This is a genomic window from Pseudomonas sp. GD04015 (genome assembly GCF_029837675.1).
Classification (GTDB): domain Bacteria; phylum Pseudomonadota; class Gammaproteobacteria; order Pseudomonadales; family Pseudomonadaceae; genus Aquipseudomonas; species Aquipseudomonas paralcaligenes.
On sequence record NZ_JAOEEE010000018.1, the window covers coordinates 31501 to 52888 of the forward strand.

The following is a 21388-nucleotide window of genomic DNA, read 5'->3' on the forward strand; positions in this document are numbered from 1 at the left end:
GCCTCTCCTCGTGGTGGCATGCGGCGCGGCCATCAGGCCGACTCCAGTTGCAACAGCGTTTCAGCCTGGGCCAGCAAGGTGTTGAGCAAGGCGGGCGGCAGATCCTCCATGCGCTGGCGGACATAACCCTCCTCTTCCCGCCTGCTCACCGTGAAGGTCCCGACTTCCACTTCCTCGTCCGGATCGAAGAACACACTGATTCCGCTATGGTCGAGGCTCATCAGCCAGCGCTCGCCGTCCAGGGACCAGTAGTGCTCGTTGACCATCGCGCCATCGCCGGCCTCCCCCTTGATGTAGCCCCAGCGCTCCAGCAGGCTGCCCAGCTTGCCACGCGACAGGCACGCGCCCTTGGCGCGGGCGAGTTCGCTGGCCTGCAGCTCCTCGGCGGAAGGTCGAACCACCACGACCTCCCATTGGCCGATCGGCGAAACCAGGGCGTAGTCGGCGAAGTGCTGCGCCCAGGCCGCGCGCTCGGCCTCCTCCAGTTCCAGGGGATGGGCGATATGCACCCGCGCGCCGTCCGCCAAGGTGAAGTCCCGGTCCTGCAGGTCGATCAATGCGCCGGTATCGTCCGGCCGGAAACGCGCCAATGGCTGGCCATCCGCCGACTCAGCGGCCCACACCACGCCCTGGGCGATGCAGGCCATCAACGGATGCTCGGCGAACAGGCGGCGCCAGGTCTCGGCCGGCCAGGAGGTGCCGAGCTGCAAGGCACGGGTCAGGCGCCTGGCCTGCTGCTTGAGCACCGGCTTGAGGTTCTTGGTCAGCGCCTTGTACTGGTTCTCCGCCAGGCTGCGCTTGTCCGGGTCCTCGCCGGCCTTGGCCTTGGGCAGGCTCTTGCCGGCCTTGCCCTTCTCGTCCAGCACCGCCAGGCTCAGGTCGGGGCGGATGCGCACGGTGTAGACGGTCGGCCCCACATCCAGCTTCAGGCCGTCGCGCTGCAGGCCGAAATCGGGCACCAGTTGTTCGAGAAACTCCTCCAGGGTCATGTCCTGCTTCTGCGCCACCTCGGTGAGCGCCAGGCGGGCATTCTGCATGATCGAATCGGAGAACTTGCCGCTCTCCCACAGTTCGCGCGCCTGGGACACCCCATAGTTGCCAGGCAACCGGCACAGCAGGCGGATGGCGGCGCTGGCCTTCTGCTTGCGCACCTTCTTCCAGTCCTTGACGGCCTTGACCAGGGCATTGGCCGCGCGCTCGTCGCCGTAGGGCTCCAGCGGCAGCAGCAGCCAGTCCTGGGCGGTCGCGCCATCGGCGGCGATCCACTGCTCGACGCCGAGCAGCGCCAGGTCGCTGCGCCGCCCGGCCGGCAGGAACGCCAGGATCTGCCGGGCACGCCGCGGCAGCACTTCGCCGCCTTCGGCGAGGATGGCCAGCAGGAACTGCCCGAGCGGCTCGCCGAGGGGCGCCAGCAGGCTGGCAAAGGCGTCGTTCCAGCATTTGCCGACCGCCGAGGGGACCTTGGCGCCCTTCGCCTGGGCCTGCAGGCCCGCCAGGTCGACGCCGGCCCAGGGGTCGAGCCCCTGCAGCGGGTACCCGGCGCGCTCCAGCGCATCGAGGCTGACGCTGCGGCTGTACTCGTCGTGGGCCTTGTCGGCGATATGCCGCGCGATCGGCTCCGCCATGCCCGGGTCCGGGGACAGGGCCATGCCGATCAGCACCGGCTTGCGGGCCTTCGGCGCGGCGTCGAGCAGACCGCTGCGCAGCAACACCTGGGGAGCGCACCGGGCGACCAGGGATACCGCGGGCGCCCGCAGCGTCTTCGAGTTGCTGGCGAAGACCCGGCTCAAGGCATCGGCACAGGCTTCGAGGCACGCATCGTCGAACAGGGGCAGCAAGGTGATCTGCGCCTTCTCGTCGAGATCGGCGAATGCCGAGGGATGGACCAGCAGGGCGCGCCGCACGGCTTGCACGACCGCCGGACGGGCGCGCGAGCCGAGCGTCAGGAAGCGGCCGGCCATCGAGGGAAGCAGTTGCAACAGCGGCGTCTGGTGGCTCCCGAGTGCCACGACCACGCGCTTCAGGGAATCGTCATATTCCTCTTCGACGTATCGATGGAAAAGCTGCGGGGCCTCGTCGAACAGCGTCTCGACAAAAGCCATCAGCCCTTGGTGCTCGGTGTCGCTGCCCAAGCCATCATAGGCAAAGCATTTCTCTATTATTTTCAGGCGGTCGTCGGCATCACCTGCGGTACTCCAGAGCAACGTCCAGCGCTCGATGCGATCGCGCCCCCGCCAGAGGTCGCCCGCGTCCAGGCAGTCGATAAAGAGCGCGGGATAATCCCGGCTGACCTGGGTCAGCACCTCCCAGTTGCCTGGCTCCGGCACCCAGGCATCCCGGCCCCAGCCGTCCTCGTCGTCAGCATTCCTGAGGACAGTGGCCAGCTCGAGCAAACGCACCGCAGCCATGCCCGGCAACGAGGCATTGGGTGACTTCAGGTAGGAGCGGAGCCGGTCCACATCCGCAACCTTATCGAGCAGCCTGAAGCACGGCCGGGCCTGCGGATCGTTGGCGAGCACCCGCACGATGAGGTCGTGCAGAGCGGCCTCGTCGAGGTGATCCGCCAGCTTCTCCAGTACCTCGGCAAAATCCCGGCTATCCGACGGGATCTGGGCAATGACCTCGCCATACCATTCCAGGGCCTTCGGCGAGTTCAGGTCCGTGCTGAATCCCGCCCCCAGCTCGAACTTGCGCTGGTGGAACATCAATGCCGCCTCCGGGCAACGGGCGTGGAATTCGCCATTGCCCCACAGACCGGCCAGTACCTTTTTCGAGGTGCCCTCCAGGAGCTGCCTGAACCCATCCAGAGGCTCGGCGACCAGAACCGCCAGGTTGAGATCACCGAAGATTTCACTGACGGGGAAGTCCCTCGCCGAATCCGCGCCCAGAATCTCCCTCAGGCGTGGGCTCTCGACCAAGAGCTTCAGCAGCGGCAGGTGGAACTGGTGCCTGACGTTTCGGGCCACGCCATAAGGGAAATCGGAGTCATCGGGACTGCGTGAGATGCTTCCTGCATTGACCAGCAGCAGATCGATCCAGCGCTCCGGAGTCACCTCGTCGAGTTGGAGCTGTTCCCGGATGATCGTCATGAACATCCGAAGCCCGATCAGCCTTTCCACGACAAACAGAGGAAGCTCCTGCCACTCGACCAGTGCATCGCTCAGGCACGCGGGATCGGCTTGCGCCGCCAGCAGCCACTGGTGAACCGCCAACCAGTCGCCCTCGCCAGTGGCGATATCCCGGGCCCATGCCTTCATCAGCGTGCCCGCCACGCGTTCCCAGGCGCGCTGCCCGGCTCCGCTCGCGCTGGGCAGCCAGGTCCGGCCCAGGCTCCCGCTGCTGGCGAAGGGGCTGAACAGCAGGATGACGCGCTCCCAGCAGTCCAGCCACGCCTCGGCGGGCCGGTCGGCCAGTGCCCAGCCATAGAACGCCTTGACGCGGTCGCCGATGTAGAAGTTGGAGGCGCCGTGGTTGTGCAGATAGGCGTTCTGCGCCAGCACCCTGCGCCACTCGTCAGGCAGGTCCGCCTGCGCCCGCCAGTAGCGCTCCACGCCAGCGAAGTCGAGCCCCGCGCCGATGGAGTGTCGCTGGTAGGCGCTGGCCAGCCGCTGCAGAAAGTCCGCCTCGTCCTTGGCCTGCGCCAGATGATGGATAAAGTCGATGTCGTCCGTCATGAATCACCGTCCCGGGTAGATTTCGAAGTGCTGTTTCTCAGAGGCTCGCACCGGTCGCGGCCGGTCATCCGGCCCGCGTCTCATCGGTTCGCAGCGCGAAGGCATCAGGCCGACTCCAGCCGCAGCAGGGTCTCGGCCTGGGCCAGCAGCGTATTGAGCAGGGTCGGCGGCAGGTCCTTGAGCCGCTGCGGCACGTAGGGGCCGTCGTCGTCCTTGCGGCTGACCGTGAACGAGCCCACCTCCACCGGCTCCTCGGCCTCGAAGATGACGCTGAAGCCATCGTGATCGAGGCGGATCATCCAGCGCTGGTTGTCGAGATAGGCGTAGTGGTCATCGATCATGGCGCCGTCGCCGGTATGCCCCTTGGTGTAGCCCCAGCGATCCAGCAGGCCGCCGATCTGGGCGCGGGTCACGTTGACGCCCTTGGCCCGGTCGATCTGCTCGGCGCCCAGTTCCTGTTCGGTCGGCGGGCAGACGGCCGCCTCCCATTGGCCGATGGGCGAGGTCAGCTCGTAGTCGGCCATGTGCTGCGCCCAGGCTTCGCTCTCGGCGACATTCAGTTCCAGCGGATGGGCGATGTGCACCTGCGCATCGGCGGGCAGTTCCACCGGCACGTCGTCGAGGTCGATCAGGACGCCGGTGGCATCCGGGCGGAAACGGACCAGGGGTTGGCCGTCCGCGTCTTCCGCGGCCCACACCACGGCCTGGCCGATGCAGCTCATCAGCGGCTGCTCGACGAACAACCGGCGCCAGGTCTGCGCCGTCCAGCTGGTGCCCAGCTGGAAGTGACCGACCAGCCGCTTGCCCTGCTGCTTGAGCACGGGCTTGAGGTTCTTCGACAAGGCCTTGAACTGCGCCTCCGCCAGGTCACGCTTGGCCGGGTCCTCGCCGGCCTTGGCCTTGGGCAGACTCTTGCCGGCCTTGCCGTTTTCGGCCACCACCACCAGGCTCATGTCCGCCGCGATGCGCACGGTGTAAACGGTGCTGCCGACGTCCAGCCTGAGGCCGTCGCGCTGCATGCCGAAATCGGGCACCAACAGTTCGAGGAATTCGTCCAGGTCCATGTCCTGCTGCTGGGCGGCCTCGACCAGGATCTGCCGGGTGGTGTCCTTGAGCGCCTCGGCGAACTTGCCGTTCTCCCACAGCTCGCGCGCCTGGGAAGCGCCGTAGACGCCCGGAATCCGACAGAGCGTGCGCAGCCCCAGGGCGGCCTTGGCCTTGCGCTGTTTCTTCCAGCCCTTGATGGCCTTGACCAGGGCGTTGACCGCCCGCTCGTCCCCGTACAGCTCCAGCAGAGGCAGCAGCCAGTCGAACTCGGTCGAGTCCTCGCGCAGTATCCAGAACTCGACGGCGTGCAGCGCCAGGTCGCTGCACCGGCCGGCGGGCATCAGGCGCGTGATCTGCCGCACCCGGCGCGGCAGCCCGCCTTCGCCGGACTCGGCCAGCAGCGATAGCGCGTAACGCCCCAGCGCCTCGCCGAGCGCCTCGGTGAGTTGCGCAACCCGGTCGTCCCAGTACAGGTCGACGACGGGCGCGATGGTGGCGTCGCGCGCTATCGCCTGCAGGGCCGCCAGGTCCAGGTCGAGCCAGGGGTCCAGCCCCTGGAGCGGATATTGGGCCCGCTCCAGCGCATCCAGGCTCAGGTTGCGGCTGTAGTCGTCGTGGGCCTTGTCGTCCAGGTGGCGGGCGATCAGTCCAGCCATCCCGGAGGCGCGCGACAGCGCCATGCCGGTGAGGATGGTCTTGCGCGGCTTGGGCGATGTATCCAGCAGCGCGCAGCGCTCGATGAGCTCAGGGCTGCAGCGGGCGATGAGCGCGGCGGCCGGAACGCGGACCGGCCTGGAGCTGCTGCCCAGCAACTGGATCAGGGCATCCCGGCAGGCTTCGACACAGGCTTCGTCCATCAGCGGCAGTAGGCGCAGTTGCTCCTTCTGGTCGAGCGCGGAGAACGAGTCCGGGTAGGCGCTCAAGCTGCGGCGCACGGCCTTGAAGATGGCCTTGCCGGGCCGCTGGCTGGGCTTGATGAAGCGTGCGGCGACAGCGGCCGTCAGCGCCTGCAGGGGCGAGTCGATGGCCCCCAGCAAGGCCGCGATGTCGGACAGGTTGTAGGGGTGCTCCTTCGCGATGTACTGCTGGAACGCTTCGGGAGCCTCGGCGTACCGGGACTCCGCGAAGCGCACCGGCTCGTCGAAACCGCGCTGCGCGTAGTGCAGGCTGCCCAGCAGCAGCCCGGCCATCCGCTGCCGGTCATCCGGGCTGGCGGCCCGCCACAGGATGGCCCAGCGCTCGAAGCTGTCGGCGCCCGACCACAGGTCATGCACGAAAAGCGCGGAGATGAACAGATGCGGATACGCCTGGCTGGCACGTTCGAGCAACTGCCTGTTCTCGGGCTCAGCCTGCCACGCGTCACGGGCCTTGGGGTCGGCGCCGGGCTGGCGCAGCGTGACGGCCAGCTTCATCAGGCGCCTGACGGCAGCGTGGCGCAGGCTATCGTTGGCGGCGTCCAGGTAGGCATAGAGGCGGTCGGTATCCAGCGCGTGCGAAAGAATGTCCCAGTGGACCCAGGCGCGCTCATCGTTCGCCACGACGCTGGCGATGACCTCGTGGAACTGCTCTTCGGCCAGGTGATCCCTCAGCACCTCGCACAGACGCTCGAACAGACGATCCCCCGACGGAACCCGGCCGATGATCTGGCGATACCAGCCCACGGACTCCGGCGAAATCGGGAAGCAATAGATCTCGCCCTTTGCGGCGAAGCGCCGCTGCTCCAGGGCCAGCGACGCGGCGGGGAACTCGGTAACGAATCGCTCGGAGCTGCGCAACCCGCCCACCACCTGGCCCGGCAGCGAGTCGAGCCAGGCCACGAACGCCGGCAACGGTTCCGCCATCAGCACGGACAGGTCGAACATGCTGAACAGCGTGTTGCTGGCGGATTTCCTGTTGTGGTCCTCGCTGAGCAGGCCTTCGGCCAGACGCGGGCTGACGGCGAGCAGGCGCAGGGTCGGCAGGGTGAGGTTGTGGCAGAAGGCGTACATGTCCCCCCGCAGGTTCAGCCGGTAGGGCAGATCGTCGAGGCGTGACACGAAGCTGTACAGCCAGTCTATCCAGTGGTCCGGCCCTTGCTCGCCGAGCAGCAGTTGCTCGCGGACGATGGTCAGGTACAGGCGCAGGTTGAGCAGGATGTCCAGTTGGCTGGAGCTCAGTTTGGGAATTCCGGCCAGCACCCGCTGCAGCAAACCCGGATCGGCCTGGGCATCGAGCAGCCAGCGATGCAGGCCACCCCACTCGCCCTCGCCGGTGGCGAGCGCCCCGGCCCACGCCAGCATGGCGTCACGCATGACGCCTTCCCATTCGCGGGCCGGGATCTTGCCGTCCACATAGTGGGCCCTGGGCATCCAGTTCGAGGCCAGGTAGCAGTCCGAGGTGAAGGGCGCGAGCACCACCACCAGCCGCTCCCAGCACGCCAGCCAGGCCGGCAGCGGCAGATCGCCCAGCGCCCAGCCGTAGAAGGCGCTGGAAACGGCGCTGATCGAAAAGTACTGGGCCTGCCGCTGGCCTGGGATCATTTCCCGGGCGAGCCGCTGCCGCCATGCCTCGGGCAATGCCGCCTCACCGCGCCAGTAGCCTTCGATGCAGGCGTAGTCCAGGTCCTGGCCGACATCCCGCTCCCGATAGGCCTGCTTCAGGCGTTGCAGGAACTCATCATGGCCGTGGGCCTCGGCCAGATGGAGGATGACATCGAAATTGCTCGACACGGTGACGCTCCTTATCCGTCGATACGCACTGACGGTGTTCTTCGCGGGTTACAGGGCCAGGCTTTCTTCACGCCTGGCGGTCGGCTACAGATTCGTCGTTCGCATCGACCGGAGGAAGCGGCGAGTTGTCCAGTCGGGTGCCGGGGAAACTTGACGTAGCGTCAAGTCGTTCCGCTGGAAGCCCTGGAAAGGTTGACCAGCTCCTGTTGCAGCAGCAGCCGCAGCTCCTCCCGGTCGAACTGCCGGGCGAACAGGGGAACGGCGAAGGCGTAGCCGGTTTCCGTGCGCTTGAGGACGAAACCGAGCAGCAGCCGCGCCAGGGAGTGCTTGAGGGCGTCGACCTCGGCGTGGCGCCCGCTGGCGCGGATCAGCGCGACCAGGTTGGCCAGGCTGGTGCGGCCGTGGTAGGCGGTGTGGTAGACGACGATCCGGTCCAGGCGGCAGGCGTTCTCGTCGTGGCTAAGCCGAGCCCAGCCCGCCAGGGCGTCCTGCACCGCCTGGGAGGCCAGCGCCTTGGTCAGGTGCGCGCGCTCCACCACGGAGGCGCCGGGGCCCATGGCTTCCAGGCATTCCTGGCAGATGATCGCCACCAGGTTGGCGCGCTGGCCGCTGGCTTCCACCAGTTCGTCGACCAGCGTGCTGCTGGCGAAGCCGAGACGCAGGCGGGCCAAGGGGATGGTGGCCAGCTCCCGGCAGGCATCGGCCTCCAGGCCGCCGATGGTGATGACCTCACCGAAGTTGCGCAGTGGCGACTGGTAGTCGAGCACCGCCGTGGCGTAGAGGTCCCAGAACCCCGCCAGCATGAACCAGCAGCGCCCCTCCTCGCTCAGCGCGCGCAGGGTGGAGAGCTGCGGGTAGCCGTGGCCGGACTCGTCGCGAAAGAACAGGTCAGCCTCGTCGATCAGCAGGAAGACGCGCTTGCCCTCGTGGCTCGCCACCACGTGCTCGATGATCCGCTCCAGCGGGGTTTCCGCCGGCAGGCCGAACTGCAGGGCCAGGCGCGGCGCCAGCCGGTGGTCGCGCAGGGAGATGTAGTGGCAGACCATCAGCGGATGGTTCTGCAGGCGCCGCTGCACCGCCTTCAGCAGGCTGCTCTTGCCCAGCTGGCGCCCGCCCACCACCAGGTAGTTGGAGGGCTCCCGGTTGAGCACGCGGGCCAGCAGGTGGGCGCGGCCGAAGAAGGAGTCCGCGCGCACCACACCACCGCGCGTCTGGTAGGGGGAGATGCGGGTCAGGCGCAGCTGGGCGGCGAGCAGACGCAGGAGCACTTCGCCGGGCTTGCGCCCCAGCAGCCATTCCGTCTGGCTCGGGCTGTCCAGCGCGACGAACAGGTTGGCGTGGTCGGCACAGAACGTCTCCAGTTCCTCCTGCCCTTCGGCGGTCGGCACCAGCATCACGTCCAGCCCGGTCTGCACCGCGCGCAGGTGGTGGACGATCTGCTCGGCGGCCATGCCGGCGGCCGGCAGGTACACCAGGCAGCGGTCCAGGGCGAACGGCAGGTCGGCGGTGAAGCGCCACTCGAACACCTGCCCGGGCAGCGACCAGCCCGGACTCGGCTGGGAATTCGCGCCGAGCTTGAGCGCCAGCTGCGCCACCCGCGCCTCGCCGTCGTCCGCGGCGCAGGCCAGCGCCTGCTGCCAGCTGGAAGGCGTGACACCCGCGGCCTGCAGGGTGGTGGCGCGGCGCCCGAGCATACCCAGCAGCCGGTCGAGCTTGGCCAGGCGCTCCAGCGGCGTGCTCAGCAGGGCCTTCGGGCGCATCTGCACCGGCCCCAGCAGCGGGTGGCGGAACAGCAGCAGCAGGCCGGCGATGACGAACAGCAGGAAGCAGATGATCACCAGCCACTTCAGGTCCAGGACCAACGGGCTCTCGCCGCCACTGCGCTGGCAGCTGATGGGCAGGTAGCGGGTCGAGATCGGCGGCACACCGGGCCGGCAGACCCAGCTGTCGTCGCTGCGGGAGAAATCGAGGATCACCTGCTTGCCGGCCAGGCCGCCCAGTTCGTCGCGGTCGGCGATGTCGGCCGCCAGGCGGTACGGCTGCGGCGAGCTGATGCTGACCAGCGGGTCGTCGATCGGCGGCCGGTAGGTCTCGATGTCCTTGGGCCAGCCGTCTTCGATGGCGCGGGCCTCGGCCATCACCGTGCGCCACACCAGCAGCTCGTTCCAGACCCGGCTGAGGTTGGCGGTGCCGAGCGCGTAGTCGCGGGTGAGCGGGTTGTACTGCGGCGTGAGCAGGGCGCTGGCGACGAACAGGGTGGCCAGGGCGATGATCACTCGCCGGCGCGGCGTGGCCTCGGCCAGCCGCTCGATCAGGTAGCGCAGCATGTCGCCAGCACCTTCAGGCCGGTGGCGCGGATGATCTCGCTGCGCCAATGCAGGCGGGCCGAGTCGCCCTGGCCGCGTACCGTGATCAGGTTGTTCCAGAACAGGCGGCGCAGCTCTCCGTCGGCCAGGTAGGGGCTGGCCCGGCCGAGGTCCAGCGCGGTCAGGCGTTCGCGCAGGCGCTCACGCGCAGAGGGGTCTTCGGCCAGCGGCAGGAAGGCCTGCCACAGGCGGGCGCTGTCGCCCAGGTGGTCCTGCAGCGCCCGCTGCGAGGCGGCGTTCAGGCCGGCGTGTTCCACCAGCCACTGCAGCCCCTCCTCGGCCAGCGCCGGGTGGCCGCCGCAGCTTTCCAGCAGCTCCGCCAGCATCGCCTGGTCGAAGCGCCGGCCCGGCCAGCGCTTGGCGGCGAGCGAGGCCAGTTCGGACAGGTCGAGTTCGGGCCAGTAGCGGACCTGGGCGATGTTGAGCAGCGACAGGTCGCCGCTGCGGTATTTCAGGTCGGCCAGCGCCTCGCCGCCACACAGCAGCAGGTGCAGGCGACCGCTGTGCATCTCGCTGAGGCTGCGCAGGATGCCGGCCAGCGTTTCGCGCAGCGCCGGCGTACCCTGCTCGAAGCGGCTCACCAGGCAGAAGATGCGCTCGCCGGCCAGCAGGCGCTGCTCCAGCGCGGATTCGAATTCGTAGTCGGACGTAACGTTGCCGAAGCCGCACTGGCGGCCGATGGCGGCGAAGTAGTCCGAGACCAGGGTGCTGGTGCTGTAGGGCGGCTGGATATGCAGGACACAGGCGTCGCCGTACAGGCCGCGGGCCCGCGCCAGTAGCTCCTGGCGGAACGGCGGCTGGCCCCAGTGTGCCTGGGACAGCAGCAGGCCGATGGGATAGGGGGTCAGGCGCCCCAGCTGCTCGAACACGGACTCGATGAAGGCGGCGAACGGCGTCTCGCCGGTGCCGTCCGCCTGCAGCGGGAACTCGCGCTCGAAGCCGGCGGCGCTGAACAGCCGGTTGGTCTCCTGCTCGGTCAGGCGCAGGTAGCGCGCGCACGCCGCCAGCTTGTCGCGCGAGCGCGGGTTGGGCAGCGAGAGGCCGTTGCGCCAGTTGTTCACCGCCTCGCGGCTGAGGCCGATCTCGGCGGCCACGCCGGAGGCGCTGGCGCGAATCCTGCGCATGTACAGGGTCAGCAACGTGGAAAAGACTTCTGCTTCCATTCCTAGCCCCTGCTGAGGTTCCCGATCCGGGCCAGCGGCCGCGGTCAGCTGCGCTTCAGGTAGAAGATGCGGCCGCTGTTCTGGTCCTTCCAGGCGATCTCGCGCATGCCCGGCGACACGATCTCCAGCACCCAGGGCATGGTCTTGTGCACCGTGATGGTTCTGCCCGAGCAGGTGTAGGGACTCTGCGCCGACATGAACGGCAGGCTCACGTCCAGGTTGTCCCTGGAGAAGCTGAACGCGGAGGGCATGTCCTCCTTGACCCGGGGAGCGCCGAGGCGCTCGCTGGTGTGGGTGACGCTCCAGGTACCGACCAGGTCCACCGAGCAGGCGGCCTGGGCCGCCGGGACCACGAACAACAGGGCGCTCGCCGCGCAGATCAACGCTTTCATTCCATTTCCCTCGACTACGCGGGCCGCGAGTGTATCAGCAGCGCCGCCTTGGTTTGCAATGGCCCGACATCATGGCGGCAAAAAGCCACATCCGACAGCCGGACCGACAGGTTTTCCTTCTATCTATTCCGCGTGCCCGCCGGCGAACTCGGCGTTGGCGCGAACCGCGTAGATCAGCGGCAGCACGATCGCCAGCAGCAGGCCGATGCCGACCCACAGCCACACGCCCTTGAAGAACACCAGGGCCACCACCGTGAAGATCACCGCGTGCAGCAGTCCCTTGCCGATGGCCCAGAGCACCATCATCCCCTTCATCAGCTGGATCGGGTTGGTGCCGGACTCGCGCGCCGCCTTCGCCAGGCTGACGATGCCCTCCACCGCCTCGCGGGCCTGCGCCTCGTTCTTGCGCGCCTCCGCGATCAGCTTGCGCAGGGGCACCGGGCGGCGCACCCGAACCTCGGTGCAGCCACCCTCCTCGTCCACCTCGCCCACTTCCTGCTCGACGATGGCCCGCAGCTCGGGCTTGTGCCGGTAGAGGTCGTCCGGGTTGACCAGGGCGCCGGCGAGGAAGTGGTGGCGCTCGGTCTCGCCGACCTGGTCATGGAAGACCTCGATGACCGCCGCCTGCAGGCCGTGCTCGAACAGGCTGAGCAGCAGCTCCAGCGGCAGCGACGAGGTGGTGGAGCTGTCGAACGCCAGCCGGATGAATTCCGGTTGCGCCCTGAATTCGTGGTTGAACCAGTCCTCGTGCCAGTGGCTGGTCAGGTCCACGCCCAGCTGCTCCTGCCAGACCTGGCTCTTGGCATCGTCGCCACGCATCAGGTTGACGATGGCCAGCACGCAGCTTTCGTGCTGCGCCTTGTCCTCGAAGAACAGCATCAGGACATTCGAGTTCTGCGACATCTGGTTTGCCTCCGCAGGGATGCGTTCACGATCCCGTGAGCAAGGAAATAGGCAACCGCCGTAGGAGCGGCCTTGGCCGCGAAGCCTTTGCCGTTGACCCGGTTCGCGGCCAAGGCCGCTCCTACGGCAGGTGTTCTCAGGCAACGCCGAGGCTGTCGGCGATCACCGCCAGGGCGAGCTGCTCCGTCCGGCTGATCCGGCTGCCGAAGCCGAAGAAGCCGCCCGAGGCGCTGGCCACGTCCCGCGCCATGGCGAGCACTGCCTCGCCGAAGCGGCGACCGGCTTCCGGAGATATCCGCGCATCGACCAGAGCGCGCACCTGGCGCAGTTCGGTGGCGAATTCCGGCGGCTGCTCCAGCACCTGCGTCACCATCGGCGCCACGTCGTTGACCACGTTGGTCACGATGCGGGTCAGCAGCGGATCGGCGTACTTGTCGGCCTCGACCAGCTGGTTGCCGAAGGCGGCGATTTCCTTGCGGTCCACCTTGCCGTCGGAGGCGGCGACCAGGAAGAACACCAGGAACGGCACCCGGCGCAGCAGCTGGAACTCGTCCGGGTCGAACTGGCTGTTCTCCTCGCCCTGGTGCTGGGCGCTTTCGCCGGCCTGGTCGACGTAGACGTCGCGCCACAGCGCGCCGCCCTGCTCGTGGCTGTTCAGCCCGTCGATCAGGGCCTGGGTGAAGGCGTCCACCTCCTCCATCGAGAGGCCGTGCCACTGGCTGACCTTCAGGCGGTGCACGGCGAACCCGGAGGCGTGGGCGGCGTTGCGGTACGGCAGCAGGTACTGCAGCTGGCGCTGGCCGCCGTCGGCGAAACGGATATCCAGGCTGAGGCAGTCGGTCTTGCCGGTGGGCAGCGTGACCAGGGCGTCCTTGATGAACACCGCGCCGCGCTCGTCCGGCTGCAGCGCGTTGATCCGCCGCTCGCCGGTGGCCACGGCCTGGATGGAACCCATCGCCAGGCGCTGCATGCTGCGCGAGTCGTCGGCCTTCAGGTAGCCGAGGATCGGCACCAGCACCTCGCCATCCGACACGCTCCAGAGCGCATGCCCCAGGAAATACCCCGCCATCTCGGCGACCCGCTGTGTGGCTTCCATATCCCTTCTCCTCGTTGGCTGGATATGGGGCGGATTATTCCAGCGGACCGGCCGCCGATCAGTTCCGGACTTGTCAGGCGCGGGGCCGCTGCGGTTGACATCCTGTCAAGTCACCAACATGAGCCGAATTCATGCAAACCCCGCAGCGCCCGGAATTCCACGCGGCTTTGCTATCATCTGGCACTTTTCCGCACGCTTCCCCCAGGTAGTCCCCATGTCCGACCGCAGCGCCCGCCTCCAGGCTCTTTCGCAAGCCCTGAAAGAACGCATCCTGATCCTCGACGGCGGCATGGGCACCATGATCCAGAGCTACAAGCTGGAGGAGGCCGACTACCGCGGCGAGCGCTTCGCCGACTGGCCGCAGGACGTCAAGGGCAACAACGACCTGCTGATCCTCAGCCGCCCGGACGTGATCGGCGCGATCGAGAAGGCCTACCTGGATGCCGGCGCGGACATCCTGGAAACCAACACCTTCAACGCCACCCAGGTGTCCCAGGCCGACTACGGCATGGAAAGCCTGGTGTACGAACTGAACGTCGAGGGCGCGCGCCTGGCGCGCCAGGTGGCCGATGCCAAGACCCTGGAGACCCCGGACCGGCCGCGCTTCGTCGCCGGCGTGCTCGGCCCGACCAGCCGCACCTGCTCGATATCCCCGGACGTCAACGACCCCGGCTACCGCAACGTCACCTTCGACGAGTTGGTGGAGAACTACACCGAGGCGACCAAGGGCCTGATCGAGGGCGGCGCCGACCTGATCCTGATCGAGACCATCTTCGACACGCTCAACGCCAAGGCGGCGATCTTCGCCGTGCAGGGGGTGTTCGAGGAGATCGGCATCGAGCTGCCGATCATGATCTCCGGCACCATCACCGACGCCTCCGGCCGTACCCTGTCCGGGCAGACCACCGAGGCCTTCTGGAACTCGGTAGCCCACGCCAAGCCGATCTCCGTGGGTCTCAACTGCGCCCTTGGCGCCGCCGACCTGCGCCCGTACCTGGCCGAACTCGCGGCCAAGGCCGGCACCCATGTGTCCGCCCACCCCAACGCCGGCCTGCCCAACGCCTTCGGCGAATACGACGAGCAGCCCCACGAGACGGCGGCAGTCATCGAGGAATTCGCCCAAAGCGGTTTCCTCAACATCATCGGTGGTTGCTGCGGCACCACTCCGGCGCATATCCAGGCCATCGCCGAGGCCGTGGCCAAGTACCCGCCGCGCGCCATCCCGGAGATTCCCAAGGCCTGCCGCCTGTCCGGCCTGGAGCCGTTCACCATCGACCGCAGCTCGCTGTTCGTGAACGTCGGCGAGCGTACCAACATCACCGGCAGCGCCAGGTTCGCCCGGCTGATCCGCGAGGAGAACTACACCGAGGCCCTGGAAGTCGCCCTGCAGCAGGTGGAAGCCGGCGCCCAGGTGATCGACATCAACATGGACGAGGGCATGCTCGACTCCAAGGCGGCGATGGTCAGGTTCCTCAACCTGATCGCCGGCGAGCCGGACATCTCCCGCGTGCCGATCATGATCGACTCCTCCAAGTGGGAGGTGATCGAGGCCGGCCTCAAGTGCATCCAGGGCAAGGGCATCGTCAACTCGATCTCCATGAAGGAAGGCGTCGAGCAGTTCAAGCACCACGCCCGCCTGTGCAAGCGCTACGGCGCCGCCGTGGTGGTGATGGCCTTCGACGAGGTCGGCCAGGCCGACACCCAGGCGCGCAAGGAAGAAATCTGCCAGCGCAGCTACGACATCCTGGTCAACGAGGTGGGCTTCCCGCCGGAAGACATCATCTTCGACGCCAACATCTTCGCCGTCGCCACCGGCATCGAAGAACACAACAACTACGCGGTCGACTTCATCAACGCCTGCGCCTACATCCGTGACCACCTGCCCTACGCATTGAGTTCCGGCGGCGTGTCCAACGTGTCCTTCTCGTTCCGCGGCAACAACCCGGTGCGCGAGGCGATCCACTCGGTATTCCTCTATTACGCGATCCAGAACGGCCTCTCCATGGGCATCGTCAACGCCGGCCAGCTGGAGATCTACGACGAGATCCCGAAGGAGCTGCGCGACCGGGTCGAGGACGTCATCCTCAACCGCACGCCGGAAGGCACCGAGGCGCTGCTGGCCATCGCCGACAAGTACAGGGGCGACGGCGCCGCCAAGGAAGTGGAAGACGAGGCCTGGCGCGCCCTGCCGGTGGACAAGCGCCTGGAACACGCCCTGGTCAAGGGCATCACCGCCTTCATCGTCGAGGACACCGAGGAATGCCGCCAGCAGTGCGCGCGCCCCATCGAGGTCATCGAGGGTCCGCTGATGAGCGGCATGAACGTGGTCGGCGACCTGTTCGGCTCAGGCAAGATGTTCCTGCCCCAGGTGGTCAAATCCGCCCGGGTGATGAAGCAGGCCGTGGCCCACCTGATCCCCTTCATCGAGGCCGAGAAAGGCGACAAGCCCGAGGCCAAGGGCAAGATCCTCATGGCCACCGTCAAGGGTGACGTGCACGACATCGGCAAGAACATCGTCGGCGTGGTGCTCGGCTGCAACGGCTACGACATCGTCGACCTCGGCGTGATGGTGCCGGCGGAGAAGATCCTGCAGACGGCGATTGCCGAGAAGTGCGACATCATCGGCCTGTCCGGGCTGATCACCCCGTCGCTCGACGAGATGGTCCACGTCGCCCGCGAGATGCAGCGCCAGGGCTTCACCCTGCCGCTGATGATCGGCGGCGCCACCACCTCCAAGGCCCACACGGCGGTGAAGATCGAGCCCAAGTACCAGAACGACGCGGTCATCTACGTCACCGACGCCTCGCGCGCCGTGGGCGTGGCCACCCAGCTGCTGTCGAAGGAACTGAAGGCCGGATTCGTCGAGAAGACCCGAGAAGAGTACGTGGTGGTGCGCGAGCGCACCTCGGCCCGCGCCTCGCGCACCGAGCGCCTGGCCTACGACAAGGCCATCGCCAACAAGCCGCAGTTCGACTGGAGCGCCTACCAGGCCGTGCCGCCGACCTTCACCGGGGTCAGGGTGCTGGACGACATCGACCTCAGGGTGCTGGCCGAATACATCGACTGGACACCGTTCTTCATCTCCTGGGACCTGGCCGGCAAGTACCCGCGCATCCTCACCGACGAAGTGGTCGGCGAGGCCGCCACCGTGCTGTTCGCCGATGCGCAGGCCCTGCTGAACAAGCTGATCGACGAGAAGCTGATCAGCGCCCGCGCGATCTTCGGTTTCTGGCCGGCCAACCAGATCGACCACGACGACATCGAGGTCTACGGCGAAGACGGCCAGCCCCTGGCCACCCTGCACCACCTGCGCCAGCAGACCATCAAGCCCGACGGCAAGCCGAACCTGTCCCTGGCCGACTTCGTCGCGCCGAAGGACAGCGGCGTGACCGACTACATCGGCGGCTTCATCACCACCGCCGGCATCGGCGCCGAGGAAGTGGCCAAGGCCTACCAGGACGCCGGCGACGACTACAACTCGATCATGGTCAAGGCGCTGGCCGATCGCCTCGCCGAAGCCTGCGCCGAGTGGCTGCACGAACAGGTGCGCAAGCAGTACTGGGGCTACCAGCCGGACGAGCATCTGAGCAACGAGGAACTGATCAAGGAAGCCTACAAGGGCATCCGCCCGGCGCCCGGCTACCCGGCCTGCCCGGACCACACCGAGAAGAAGACCCTGTTCGCCCTGCTCGACCCCGAGGCCGAGTTCGACAAGGCCGGCCGCAGCGGCGTGTTCCTCACCGAGCACTACGCCATGTTTCCCGCCGCCGCCGTGTCCGGCTGGTACTTCGCCCACCCCGAGGCGCAGTACTTCGCGGTCGGCAAGGTCGACCAGGACCAGGTGGAAAGCTACACCGCCCGCAAACGCCAGGACCTGGCCGTGACCGAGCGCTGGCTGGCGCCGAACCTGGGTTACGACAGCTGAGCAGGAGGACAGGGAAGTCATGCCGCAAGATACGGATCGCCTGCTTACCACAACACTGCCGATAACCGGCGAAGTGCCCACGCAACGGATCGGCATCATCGGCAGTGGCTTCTGCGGTACCGCCCTCGCCATCCACCTTCTGCAGAAGGCTGATCGCCCTTTGCATGTGCGGCTGCTCAATCGTACCGGGCAACTGGCCCGTGGCCTGGCCTACGGCACCCGCTCGGCCAGCCATGTCCTGAATGTCCCGGCCGAACGCATGAGCCTGTTCACCGACAAGCCGGGCGACTTCCTCGACTTCGCCCGCCACGAACTACCCGAGGCAAAGCCGGGCGACTTTCTGCCGCGTCGTCTCTACGGCGACTACCTGCAACGGCGCCTCGACCAGGCGATCGCCAACCGCGCGCCCACCGTCACCTTCGAGTGCGAGCAGGCGCATGTGGTCGACCTGGTACGAGAAGACGACCGATACCTGCTCCGCCTCGACGACGGCCGCAGCATCACGAGCGACAAGGTGGTGATCGCCACCGGCAATTTCACGCCAGCCACTCCTGGCGCCCTGCGTGAACTGATCGGCGATCCCCGCTATATCGCCGATCCCTGGTGTCACGCCGCCCTGGATGGCATCGCGACGGATGCCCGCGTGCTTCTGCTGGGCACCGGCCTGACCATGTACGACATGGCCCTGGCGCTGCAGGACCGTGGCCACCAGGGCCCGATGCTGGCCATGTCCCGCAGGGCGTTGCTGCCTCACGGCCATCGCGACAATGCCGAGCACCCTCGCCTACCCCAGCTTCCCGCCAACCTGAAGGCGAAGGGCAGCGCCCGCCAGTTGCTGTCGCGGGTAAGAACCTTCGTGCGCAACGCCGAGGCCGATGGCTTCGACTGGCGTGACGCGATAGCGGCTCTGCGTCCCGTCACTCCAGCGCTGTGGCAGATGCTGGACGCACGCGAGCAACGGCGCTTCCTCTGCCACCTGCAGGCCTACTGGGACATCCATCGCCACCGGGCCGCCCCCTTCATAGCCGGCCGTGTGGAGCGACTGCTGCAGGGGCAGCTTCGTGTGCAGCCGGCACGACTCGTGGCGGTGGATGGGGCGGCGGACTGCCTGAACCTGCAGGTGCGGCCTCGAGGCAGCAGCAGCCCCAGGCCGCTGGTGGTCGATCACATCATCAACTGCACCGGTCCCTGCAACGATCTCCGCAACCTCGACGAACCGATGCTCAATGCCCTGCAGGCCCGCGGCGAGGTGGTCCAGGATGACAATCGCATCGGCCTGAACGTCGACGATGACTACCACCTGCTGAACACCGAGGGCCATCCGCAATCCGGGCTCTACCTGCTCAGCCCGATGCTGCGCGCCCGCTACTGGGAGAGCACCGCCGTCCCGGAGCTGCGCCAGCATGCCGAGCGCCTGGCGCTGCAACTGCTCCGATGACGAGGAACTGATGTGGACATCAAGGCCAGACTGATTCGCCTCAAGCCCGACACCGGCGCTCTGGTCGCCGGCTGGCAGGAACGTATCCTCCAGCTCAAGGAACAGGCCATCGAGTCCATCCGCAACGAGGGCATCGAGGTCGAGTCCTGGTTCCAGGTGCAGATCGCCGGCGAGCACTACCTGCTCGCCTACATCCGCAGCCAGGACATCGAACGGGCCCAGGCCATCGGCGCCCAGTCCAGCCTGGAGGTGGACGCCGTGCACCGGCAGTTCAAGCGCGACACCTGGGACCGCGAAGGCATGATCGACTGCGAGCTGCTGGTGGACCTGCAGGCATGATCGGCACGAGCCGCCCCGGCGCCGAATGACGCCCCTCGAACTCCTCGCCTCCGCCCTGGGCGTCACCGCCGTCTGGCTGACGGTGCGCCAGAACAGCCTGTGCTGGCCCATCGGCCTGCTCATGGTGCTGCTCTACGCCTGGTTCTTCTTCGATGCCCGCCTCTACTCGCTGGTGCTGCTGCACGGCGTGTTCGCCGCCATGCAACTGTACGGCTGGTGGCAATGGCGCCAGGGCGTGGACGAGAGCGGCCGGCGCCCGATCAGCAACGCCAGCCGAGGCGAAGCGCTGATCGGGCTGGGCGCGGCTGTGCTGATCGGCCTGCTGCTGGGGCTGGTCATGGATCGCTTCACCGAGGCCGTCCACCCTTGGCCGGACGCATTCCTGACCGCCTTCAGCCTGCTGGCCCAGCTGTGGATGGCGCTCAAGCGCTGGCAATGCTGGCTGCTGTGGATCGTGGTCGACGTGCTCTACGTCGGCTTCTTCGCCCTCCAGGACTACTGGCTGACCGCCGGACTGTACGGCGTGTTCACCGCCCTGGCCGTGCTCGGCCTGCGCGAATGGCGGGCCGCCCGGTGAAGGTGGTGGTGCTGACCGGCCCCGAGTCCAGCGGCAAGAGCTTTCTCGCACAGCGCCTGCAACAGCGCTTTGGCGGCCTGGTGGTCGGCGAGTACGTGCGCCACTTCATCGAACGCGAGCGACGCGACACCTGCCTCGCGGACATCCCCGCCATCGCCCGCGGCCAGCTGGACTGGGAAGACGCCGCCCGCGCCCGCGAGCCGGCGCTTCTGATCCTTGACACCCACCTGCTGAGCAACATCCTGTGGAGCCGGACCCTGTTCGGCGACTGCCCGGCCTGGCTGGAACCGGAGCTGCTGGCCCGCCGCTACGACCTGCACCTGCTGCTGTCGCCGCTGGGCGTCGAGTGGCAGAGCGACGGCCAGCGCTGCCAGCCCGACCTGGCCGACCGCCTGCGCTTCCACCGGCACTGCGGCGACTGGCTGCGCCAATACGGCCAGGCCTGCGTCGATGTCGGCGGCGACTGGGCGCAGCGCGAGCGCCAGGTTCTCGAACAGGTCGCACGACTGATCGACTGAAACAGCGGGAACCTGCCCTACACTGCGGGTTATCGAACACCTTGCCCACCAGACGCCGCAGGAAGCCCATGTCGCCCATCACCTACATCCGCCGCCACCCCTCCGCCGGCCTGCTGTTCGTCCAGCTGCTCGGCGTGCTGCTGTATCCCTGGATGGAAGACACCCAGATCGGCCGGGCGCTGTTCGGCGCGTTCGGCGTGCTGGTCCTGGGCATGGCGCTGCACGTGGTCAAGCGCAGCCCGGCGCAGGCCTGGGTCGCCGGGGTGCTGGCCGTGCTGGTGGTGGGCCTGACCCTGCTCGACGTGGTCACGGCCAGCCTGCTGCTGGAGGCGCTGATCTCGGTGCTGGAGGCGGCCTTCTACTTCTACGCCACGGCCAGCCTGATCGCCTACATGAGCGCCGACCTACACGCCAGCACCGACGAGCTGTACGCCGTCGGCGCCACCTTCACCCTGCTCGCCTGGGCCTTCGCCCACCTCTACACCTTCTGCCAGCTGCTGGTGCCCGGCAGCTTCGGCGCAGCCATCGAGCCCGAGGCGGCGCGCACCTGGATGGAGCTGCTGTACCTCAGCTTCACCACCCTCTCCGGCGTCGGCCTGAGCGACATCACGCCGCTCACCCCGGTGGCCCGCTCGCTGGTAATGATCGAACAGTTCGCCGGTGTCATGTACCTCGCCCTGGTGGTGTCGCGGCTGATCGCCATGACCGTGGCCAAGCGCTGAAAAAACTCGAACTCCGCCAGGAGCGCGCCGCTCCAAAAACCAGGGAGCCAGTCCGGCTCATGCGATGGAGCGACACTATGTACAAGCGCACTCTGGCAGCACTGGGCGTGGTCACCGTGATCACCGGCTGTTCCACCGTGGAAAACCCGGCCGACTACGTGACCTACCGCGACGAACCACTGGTCCAGGACATCCGCGACGGCATGACCAAGGAGCAGGTCCGCACCCTCGGCGGCCCGCCCTCCTCGGAAGTGGAGAACACCGTCACGCCCGGCACCTGCAACAACTACGTCCTCAACGTGGACGGCAAGGAACAGCCCTACTACGTGACCTTCGACGTCAACAACCGGGTCGAGGGCAAGGGCTTCATGACCTGCGAGCAGCACCAGAAGAACAAGCGGCGCATCTGACCCACGGCAGGGTGCGCTGCGCGCACCACCGCCCCTGCGCACCGCCCAAGTGCCTCCGGTTCAGTGTTACCCACCTTGTGGGAGCGGATTTATCCGCGAATTTCGCAGCC

At 67.5% G+C, this 21388-nt stretch carries 14 protein-coding genes; 7 read left to right on the forward strand and 7 right to left on the reverse strand.

Translation table 11 applies throughout. The features are described 5' to 3' along the window. Positions 1 to 32: 32 nt before the first annotated feature. The 7 genes from N7640_RS15905 to N7640_RS15935 form a co-directional block, all read right to left on the reverse strand. Entirely contained in the window at positions 33 to 3674 is a 3642-nt protein-coding gene (locus N7640_RS15905) for a DUF4132 domain-containing protein (protein WP_279905732.1), read from the reverse strand. A gap of 104 nt (positions 3675 to 3778) precedes the next feature. Continuing rightward, the gene (locus N7640_RS15910) at positions 3779 to 7429 is read right to left on the reverse strand and encodes a DUF4132 domain-containing protein (protein ID WP_279905733.1); all 3651 of its coding nucleotides are present in this window, start codon (positions 7427 to 7429) and stop codon (positions 3779 to 3781) included. A gap of 161 nt (positions 7430 to 7590) precedes the next feature. After that, positions 7591 to 9756 carry an ATP-binding protein gene (locus N7640_RS15915; RefSeq protein WP_279905734.1) on the reverse strand — a complete coding sequence of 722 codons (2166 nt, stop codon included), beginning with the start codon at positions 9754 to 9756 and terminating at the stop codon, positions 7591 to 7593. Beyond that, positions 9741 to 10958: a hypothetical protein gene (locus N7640_RS15920; RefSeq protein ID WP_279905736.1), complete on the reverse strand. Its 1218-nt coding sequence runs from the start codon at positions 10956 to 10958 to the stop codon at positions 9741 to 9743. The genes N7640_RS15915 and N7640_RS15920 overlap by 16 nt, the downstream gene beginning before the upstream one ends. A gap of 44 nt (positions 10959 to 11002) precedes the next feature. Next, positions 11003 to 11350 carry a hypothetical protein gene (locus N7640_RS15925; RefSeq protein WP_279905737.1) on the reverse strand — a complete coding sequence of 116 codons (348 nt, stop codon included), beginning with the start codon at positions 11348 to 11350 and terminating at the stop codon, positions 11003 to 11005. Positions 11351 to 11473: 123 nt separating this feature from the next. After that, entirely contained in the window at positions 11474 to 12253 is a 780-nt protein-coding gene (locus N7640_RS15930; RefSeq protein WP_279905738.1) for a hypothetical protein, read from the reverse strand. Between the two features lie 136 nt (positions 12254 to 12389). After that, positions 12390 to 13349, reverse strand: a complete 960-nt coding sequence (locus tag N7640_RS15935; protein ID WP_279905566.1) for a hypothetical protein — start codon at positions 13347 to 13349, stop codon at positions 12390 to 12392. 214 nt (positions 13350 to 13563) lie between these two features. Between N7640_RS15935 and metH the strand changes: the two genes are divergently transcribed. The 7 genes from metH (at position 13564) to osmE (ending at position 21278) form a co-directional block, all read left to right on the forward strand. Next, on the forward strand, positions 13564 to 17274 hold the full coding sequence (gene metH / locus N7640_RS15940; RefSeq protein ID WP_279905567.1) for a methionine synthase: 3711 nt from the start codon (positions 13564 to 13566) through the stop codon (positions 17272 to 17274). A 19-nt stretch (positions 17275 to 17293) separates the two neighbouring features. Beyond that, positions 17294 to 18712, forward strand: coding sequence for an FAD/NAD(P)-binding protein (locus N7640_RS15945; RefSeq protein WP_279905568.1), 1419 nt, complete (start codon positions 17294 to 17296; stop codon positions 18710 to 18712). Between the two features lie 12 nt (positions 18713 to 18724). Then, positions 18725 to 19051 (forward strand): DUF6176 family protein, encoded by a 327-nt coding sequence (locus tag N7640_RS15950; RefSeq protein WP_220813615.1) that lies wholly within the window; start codon positions 18725 to 18727, stop codon positions 19049 to 19051. Between the two features lie 25 nt (positions 19052 to 19076). Further along, entirely contained in the window at positions 19077 to 19628 is a 552-nt protein-coding gene (gene pnuC / locus N7640_RS15955) for a nicotinamide riboside transporter PnuC (protein WP_279905569.1), read from the forward strand. Further along, complete coding sequence (locus N7640_RS15960) at positions 19625 to 20146, forward strand: AAA family ATPase (protein ID WP_279905620.1); 522 nt, start codon at positions 19625 to 19627, stop codon at positions 20144 to 20146. The genes pnuC and N7640_RS15960 overlap by 4 nt, the downstream gene beginning before the upstream one ends. A 68-nt stretch (positions 20147 to 20214) precedes the next feature. After that, a complete protein-coding gene (locus tag N7640_RS15965; protein WP_279905570.1) occupies positions 20215 to 20868 on the forward strand; it encodes a potassium channel family protein in 654 nt (217 codons plus the stop codon). 77 nt (positions 20869 to 20945) lie between these two features. Further along, positions 20946 to 21278, forward strand: a complete 333-nt coding sequence (osmE, locus tag N7640_RS15970; RefSeq protein ID WP_279905571.1) for an osmotically-inducible lipoprotein OsmE — start codon at positions 20946 to 20948, stop codon at positions 21276 to 21278. The last annotated feature ends 110 nt before the right edge of the window (positions 21279 to 21388 follow it).